This window comes from Mesorhizobium sp. M4A.F.Ca.ET.090.04.2.1, from assembly GCF_003999085.1.
Taxonomy (GTDB): domain Bacteria; phylum Pseudomonadota; class Alphaproteobacteria; order Rhizobiales; family Rhizobiaceae; genus Mesorhizobium.
On sequence record NZ_RZOT01000877.1, the window covers coordinates 1 to 1,235 of the forward strand.

The window sequence follows — 1,235 nt, forward strand, 5'->3', positions numbered from 1 at the left end:
ATGCGAGGATGTCGTCATCCTCGGCGGCGGCTTCATCGGGCTCGAGATCGCCGCGACGCTGCGCGCGGCCGGGCGCAATGTCGCTGTGGTCGAAGCCGTCGACCGGCTGCTCGGGCGGGCGGTGGCGCCGGTCATCGCCAGCCATGTCAGGCAGCGCCTGGAAGCGATCGGCGTGCGGATCCATACCGGCACCACCGTTGTCGGCCTGGAGGGCAAAGGCGGCCGGGTCTCGGCCGCGATCACCTCCGGCGGCGAAAGGCTGCCGGCACAGATGGTCATCATCGGCATCGGCGTGGTGCCCAATGTCGAACTGGCCGAGACCGCCGGCATCACGGTCGCCAACGGCATCCGCGTCGACCAGCAGATGCGCAGCTCGGCGCCGGATATCCTCGCCATCGGCGATGCGGCGTCCTACCGGCACTGGTTCACCGGCGCCGATGTGCGGCTGGAATCGGTGCAGAACGCCACCGACCAGGCGCGGCTCGCCGCGCGCACCATCCTTGGCCATGCCGACGCCTATTCGGCAGTGCCGTGGTTCTGGTCGGATATCGGCGACATGAAGCTGCAGATGGTCGGACTGACCTCGGGCGGCGACAGCCATGTCGTGGCGGGCGACCTCACCGAGAACAAGTTCTCGATCTATCACTATGCGGGCAGCCGGCTGCTCGGCATCGAATCCGTCAACCGCCCCGGCGATCATATGCTCGGCCGCAAGATGCTCGGCGCCGGCTTCTCGCCGACGCCGCAGGCCGTTGCCGGCGGGCCCGATGCGCTGAAGGCGGCGCTGGCCGCGTTTCAGGAAGAGCCCGCCAGGGCAACCGGTTAGGCGACACGTGCCTCGCGGATCGAGCTTTCCAGAATGTCCAGTGCCTCGTTCATGACGCTGTCCTGGATGGTGATCGGCGACAGGAAGCGGATGACGTTGCCGTAGACGCCGCAGGTCAGCAGGACCAGGCCCTTGTCGAGCGCCTTGAGGCGCACGGCATTGGCGATTTCCGCCGAGGGCAGGCCCTTTTTCACATCGTTGAACTCGACCGCGTTCATGAAGCCGGGACCCCTGATGTCGACGATCTCCGGCACGTCCTCGCGGATCGACTGCAGTCGCTGTTTCAGCCTGCTGCCCAGCGCATTGGCGCGGTCGCAGAGCTTTTCCTCCTCGATGACGTCGAGCACGGCGTTGGCCGCGGCGACGCCGATCGGGCTGCCGCCATAGGTGCCGCCAAGTCCGCCAGGGC

The 1,235-nt window shown here is 67.6% G+C and carries 2 protein-coding genes; one reads left to right on the plus strand and one right to left on the minus strand.

Annotation, left to right across the window (positions count from 1 at the left end):
- Window positions 1-826 (plus strand): FAD/NAD(P)-binding oxidoreductase (locus EN781_RS32815; RefSeq protein WP_145965802.1); only part of this gene is annotated, 826 nt, incomplete at its 5' end.
- Here EN781_RS32815 and EN781_RS32820 read toward each other — a convergent pair.
- Window positions 823-1,235: aminotransferase class III-fold pyridoxal phosphate-dependent enzyme (locus EN781_RS32820; RefSeq protein ID WP_127400738.1), on the minus strand; the 413-nt coding region annotated here is incomplete at its 5' end. The genes EN781_RS32815 and EN781_RS32820 overlap by 4 nt on opposite strands.